At 42.7% G+C, this 5,151-nt stretch carries 9 protein-coding genes and 1 tRNA gene; all 10 read right to left on the minus strand.

Going from position 1 to position 5,151, the window contains the following annotated elements; genetic code table 11:
* Positions 1-232: 232 nt before the first annotated feature.
* Complete coding sequence (locus tag WMO25_RS14540) at positions 233-364, minus strand: hypothetical protein (protein ID WP_349085899.1); 132 nt, start codon at positions 362-364, stop codon at positions 233-235.
* Between the two features lie 56 nt (positions 365-420).
* A tRNA-Leu gene (locus WMO25_RS14545) sits at positions 421-503 on the minus strand.
* 118 nt (positions 504-621) lie between these two features.
* On the minus strand, positions 622-1,035 hold the full coding sequence (locus WMO25_RS14550; protein ID WP_015513420.1) for a GtrA family protein: 414 nt from the start codon (positions 1,033-1,035) through the stop codon (positions 622-624).
* 7 nt (positions 1,036-1,042) lie between these two features.
* Positions 1,043-1,675 (minus strand): histidine phosphatase family protein, encoded by a 633-nt coding sequence (locus tag WMO25_RS14555; protein ID WP_117541038.1) that lies wholly within the window; start codon positions 1,673-1,675, stop codon positions 1,043-1,045.
* A gap of 26 nt (positions 1,676-1,701) precedes the next feature.
* Positions 1,702-2,268: a glycerol-3-phosphate responsive antiterminator gene (locus tag WMO25_RS14560; RefSeq protein WP_015513418.1), complete on the minus strand. Its 567-nt coding sequence runs from the start codon at positions 2,266-2,268 to the stop codon at positions 1,702-1,704.
* Between the two features lie 171 nt (positions 2,269-2,439).
* A complete protein-coding gene (locus WMO25_RS14565) occupies positions 2,440-2,616 on the minus strand; it encodes a cation:dicarboxylate symporter family transporter (RefSeq protein WP_349085902.1) in 177 nt (58 codons plus the stop codon).
* A gap of 245 nt (positions 2,617-2,861) precedes the next feature.
* Complete coding sequence (locus WMO25_RS14570; protein ID WP_349085900.1) at positions 2,862-3,092, minus strand: hypothetical protein; 231 nt, start codon at positions 3,090-3,092, stop codon at positions 2,862-2,864.
* 19 nt (positions 3,093-3,111) lie between these two features.
* The gene (locus WMO25_RS14575; protein WP_015513415.1) at positions 3,112-3,477 is read right to left on the minus strand and encodes a DUF1667 domain-containing protein; all 366 of its coding nucleotides are present in this window, start codon (positions 3,475-3,477) and stop codon (positions 3,112-3,114) included.
* Positions 3,478-3,480: 3 nt separating this feature from the next.
* Entirely contained in the window at positions 3,481-4,743 is a 1,263-nt protein-coding gene (locus WMO25_RS14580) for an NAD(P)/FAD-dependent oxidoreductase (protein WP_015513414.1), read from the minus strand.
* A gap of 11 nt (positions 4,744-4,754) precedes the next feature.
* The coding region (locus tag WMO25_RS14585) for a (2Fe-2S)-binding protein (RefSeq protein ID WP_349085901.1) at positions 4,755-5,151 on the minus strand (397 nt) is incomplete at its 5' end.

Here is a 5,151-nt window from a genome sequence, read left to right on the forward strand (position 1 = left end):
ATAAATCGCTATTTTGTTAGCTGAAGTATTGAATTTTCAAGGTGCGAAGCCCATTTTAGGTATGGGAAGTCTTAGTAGATAACATGTTGATTTTCTCATAAAAAATATTATATTAATGGACAGCATAATTTACAACCATCAATTGTATATTTTTTTGTTCATTAATGGTCACTTGTTTTAAAAAGTGTCTAATTGTGATTTTTGTCATTCAACCGGTGCCTTTGCGTGCTGCTTACAGCTGTGTTTTGTCCAGTCTTTCGATGATTTTCTTATTCATCCGGTCATAGGAACGCCACGACTCCTGACTGTCTGCAATGCCGACCTTCTCACAGATATACCTGATAAGCCACATCACATATTGCATAAAGCAAAAAAGGAATCCACTTGGGATTCCTTCTCTACTCAGGTTTTTATAAATCATGCAGAAGATGGGAGTTGAACCCACACGAGTGTTACCTCACTAGAACCTGAATCTAGCGCGTCTGCCATTCCGCCACTTCTGCGTGCTCACTTATAATACCAGATGCTTTTGAAAAATGCAAGCCTTTTTTTGAAAAAATTTAAATTTTTTCAAAAATAATGACTTTTATCGTATCGACGGACTGCTGCGCTCCGGAGAAATTATTCTTTGAATGCGAACATACGCTGTCCGATATAGTTAAATCCGGTGAACAGACACATACCGGCAAGCATGGCTGCATTCTCCTGAATCTTCTGACCGGCGCCGGATAATATGTACATAACAACCGGTTTTGCAATACCATAGGCCAGCACATAGCATACCGCTATGTTAATGATAAATTTCGCCACCTGCTTCCATGAACGTTCTTTATTCTGGAATGTAAAATACTTGTTCAGGAAAAAGCTCAAAATACTCGTCAAAATATAATTGGCTGCAGATGACACCCAGTAACTGCAGGATGCCAGATTATACAGACCAAACATGATGGCCGTACCGACAACGGTGTTAATACAGCCGACAATGATAAATCTCAATAATTTCTGATCAACCAGACTCAATATCTTTTTAATCATTCTGCTTCTATGCCTCCTTGGTTTTGCCGGATTTAAACTGTTCTGCCTCCTCAATCGGATGCATCAGCCCGTCTTCCACCCACACATTATTTTCCAGATGAATTTTATAAACACAACAGTTTGAAAGTCCTGACCGCCAGAAGTCTTTCAATTCACAGTGATTGATACAGCTCATAATACCTCTCAAAGCAGCCCCATGAGAAGCAGCCAGCACAGTATGTACACTTTCATCTGATGCCGCCATTTCTGACAGCATATCCAGGAATTTCTGTGCACGGGTCTGCAGTTCTTCAATACTCTCTGCACCTTCCGGAGGAATATAAGACTCCGGTGCATCAAATAAATCCTTAATCAGCGAATACGGCTTGCCTTCATCTACACCAAAATCCATCTCACGGATTCTTGCATCAGGCTGCACTTCTTCAAATGTTCTGCCCGAAACGATGGCTGCCGTCTTTCTTGCCCGCACAAGTGGACTTGCAAAAACTCTGTCGAATGTAATATTCTGCTTTTCAAACCACTCCGCCGCAATGCCTGCCTGCTGAATCCCCTTGTCATTTAATGGAATGTCGCTCATTCCCTGTATGAGACAGCGTTTGTTGAAATCTGTCTCTCCATGCCGTATAAAATATACAATCATCTTCTATTTCCTCTTCCTGTTGTTGTTTACATAAACCAGATTTCTTTATTTGTCGACGACACACTGACAACGCCTGCCTGCAAAAGAGACATCACATCTTCCTTGTCCGACACAAGCCCTCCTGCAATAACCGGAATCTGCGAAATTCGACAAACTCTTTTCACAACCTTCGGCATCAGTGCCGGCAGTACCTCAATGACATCCGGTCTTGCCCCCTTCACATGCTTCTGAATATTCTCGTAAGCCATGGAATCGATGACAAATAAACGCAGCACCGATGTAAGTCCAATCTCGCCTGCATGTTTGATCAATGCAGGTTTTGTCGAAATAATACCATCAGCTTTTGTATATTTTTTTATAAAATCAACCGCTACATCCTTGGCAGAAAGGCCATTGATCAAATCCAGATGAACCAGTGCCATCTTTCCTGCCTGTTTCACTGTATCTACAATATCCGCGATATTGCAGATATCTCCATATAAAATAAAAACAACCTGAATGTCACTTTTCAGACATTCCTTCAGGCCATTATCATCTTTTATGGCTGCTATAACCGGAGAATCCTCCAGTGCATCTTTGAACTCTCTGTTCATTATTCTATCCCTCATTCTGTCATCATTCCTGTTTATGCTGTCTCAGAACAATGCTCATCCTTCCTCATCAAAATCTATGATGCCCTATGACGATGACACACTTCTTGCTAACGCTCATTATATAATGAAATGTCCTGCTTCGCAAGACGAAACGCCAAAAAGACTGAGGCTTCACAGCGTTATTTTTTTTACATCTCCCGTATAAGCCGGTGCTGTACGATCCAGTGTTCCCTCTGTGGATGCCACACAGGCTGCCACAACGAGGTCACCGGTTGCATTGGTTGCTGTATGAATCTGGTCAATAATTCTGTAAATACCTGTTACAAGACCAATAACTTCAACAGGAATTGTTTAAAGAATTCCATCTTTAATCTGACTGAAAGCTCATCCTACAAATGAAGAAATTAATAAATTGTAAACAGTTATACTCAAACCAATATTAACAAGAGGAATCCTGTTTACAAAAGATAAAACAGCCGGTACATGTTGATCCTAAAATCAATATATACCGGCTAATATTTTATACGGCAGCATTCGCAATCTTCAAACATCCCACTCTGAATGTACCTATGTATATTTACCTCTTCTACAGCCTATTCTGCCAACGTATATATTCTGATGTATTCCTCCTCACTTTCATCTTTAAGATTACAATAATGCCCTTTGATATCCAAAGACTGAATTTTTCCTGTGTCGGCCAGTCGACTAAATACATACCATGATTTTCCGTTGTCTTTAAAACTTACAACTGTATTATAGGCATCTTCTCCATCAATGACATATTCAGTTCCATCTGTATACTTCAATATGCTATTTTTATCCATTCAGTTTTTATTCATTCTATTATGCCGCCTCGACTGCGCCTGCTGCCACAATATTGACGCCTGTACCTGCCACATTTTCAAGGACAACATCACCGATAGCCACCGGTGCCTGAATTGTCACGCCTTTTAATGCTGCTACACATTCAAAAATCTTATCCTTCGGAATATCGGACTGTGTTTTGACATTGATCATCGGAGCAGCGCCGCCGCTGACTCTGACAGTTGTCGTGACGATACGTGTCGGATTAGTGACTTCTTTTCTGGCATAAATATCGCCCTTTTTGCAAGTGTTGCCTTTGACTTCTACAACTTCTTTACCATTCATTGTCACTGTGAGAGCGCATCCCAAAGGACAGCCGATACAGGTTAATTCTCTTGTTTCCATTCGTTATGCCTCCTCAATTTTGATTGTAATATGCTTCAAATCAGGGTAATCTGCCAGTTTGGATTTCTGCAGGATCACCTGCTCCATTTCTCCCGGTGCCATGACCGGACGTTTGCGTTTGCTGATGAGTTCATCATCAAAATAAGTCGCAATGGCACAGTTTTTATAAACATCTCCCACACGGAAACGAACTGTCAGAGTATCTTCCATTTCTGTCGGGCGGATATATTTTGGCACTGTGTAACGCACGCCATCTACCGGCAAAATTTCAACAGTTTTTGCATCGGCTGTCTTGCCCTCCTTAATATAAGCTGCAGCATTCTTTCCGGCTGTTCCGGCTTCCTGGGAAACATAATCCACCAGGTCATGCACATGCAGCACGTTGCCGCAGGCAAATACGCCGTCGATATTAGTTTCCAGACTGTCATTAACAATCGGGCCGGATGTAATCGGGCTTAAGTCAACACCGGCACTCTTACTCAACTCATTTTCAGGGATCAGACCACAGGACAGAAGCAGTGTATCACATTCATAGCGTTCTTCCGTGCCCGGAATCGGACGGCGGTCAGGGCCAACCTCTGCAATTGTAACAGCCTTTACACGGTCTTTGCCTTCAATATCAACAACTGTATGACTAAGTTTCAGCGGAATATCGAAATCATTCAGGCACTGAACGATATTTCTCTTTAATCCGCCGGAATAAGGCATCAGCTCTGCCACAACCTTCACTTTGGCACCTTCCAGTGTCATACGTCTTGCCATGATCAGGCCGATATCACCGGAACCAAGGATAACCACTTCACGGCCCGGCATATAGCCTTCCATGTTCACCAGACGCTGTGCGGTACCTGCGGAGTAAATACCTGCCGGACGATAACCCGGAATATTCAAAGCCCCTCTTGAACGTTCACGACATCCCATGGCCAGAATCACGGCTTTGGCCTGAAGAAGAATCATGCCTTCCTCACGGTTCATGGCAGTGACAACTTTTTCATGGGAAATATCCATGACCATTGTATTTAATTTATATTCAATCTTTCTCTCTTTGACCTGTTCGATAAATCTTGCTGCATATTCAGGCCCTGTCAGTTCTTCTTTAAATGTATGAAGACCGAAACCGTTGTGGATACACTGGTTCAGAATACCGCCAAGCTGTTTGTCTCTTTCAAGAATCAGAATACTTTCAATACCGTTGTCTCTTGCAGCAACAGCGGCTGCCAGACCAGCAGGGCCACCGCCAATAATAATCAAATCATATGCTTTCATCATGCGCCCTCCTATAATTCCTTGTTGGTACCGATAACGATATTGGAACCAACACCGTTCTTTGTAATGTCAAACATTCTCATTGGCACTTCACGCTCAAGAATTTCCATCGTTCTCGGTGAACAGAAGCCTGCCTGGCACCGTCCCATACCGGCTCTTGTACGACGTTTCACACCATCCAGGGAACGTGCCCCCAGCGGACGGTGAATGGCATCCAGAATCTCACCCTCCGTGATCATCTCACAACGGCAGATAATATTGCCGTATGCAGGCTGTTTCTTAATCAGTTCATTTCTTTCTTCCAGTGTCAGTGTATCCGGATGAAGAATGCCTTTTCTGATCGGGTTGAACTTGTCGTTAACTTCAGGATTCAGCATCTCTTTCACCCTGTCTGCCACCATCACTGCA

Source organism: Coprococcus intestinihominis (genome assembly GCF_040096555.1).
Taxonomy (GTDB): domain Bacteria; phylum Bacillota; class Clostridia; order Lachnospirales; family Lachnospiraceae; genus Coprococcus_A; species Coprococcus_A intestinihominis.

What these genes read in the sequence shown, in the direction of transcription:
- WMO25_RS14540 (WP_349085899.1), bottom strand. Translation starts at nt 364, where the DNA reads ATGCAATATGTGATGTGGCTTATCAGGTATATCTGTGAGAAGGTCGGC.
- WMO25_RS14550 (WP_015513420.1), bottom strand. Translation starts at nt 1,035, where the DNA reads ATGATTAAAAAGATATTGAGTCTGGTTGATCAGAAATTATTGAGATTT.
- WMO25_RS14555 (WP_117541038.1), bottom strand. Translation starts at nt 1,675, where the DNA reads ATGATTGTATATTTTATACGGCATGGAGAGACAGATTTCAACAAACGC.
- WMO25_RS14560 (WP_015513418.1), bottom strand. Translation starts at nt 2,268, where the DNA reads ATGAACAGAGAGTTCAAAGATGCACTGGAGGATTCTCCGGTTATAGCA.
- WMO25_RS14570 (WP_349085900.1), bottom strand. Translation starts at nt 3,092, where the DNA reads ATGGATAAAAATAGCATATTGAAGTATACAGATGGAACTGAATATGTC.
- WMO25_RS14575 (WP_015513415.1), bottom strand. Translation starts at nt 3,477, where the DNA reads ATGGAAACAAGAGAATTAACCTGTATCGGCTGTCCTTTGGGATGCGCT.
- WMO25_RS14580 (WP_015513414.1), bottom strand. Translation starts at nt 4,743, where the DNA reads ATGAAAGCATATGATTTGATTATTATTGGCGGTGGCCCTGCTGGTCTG.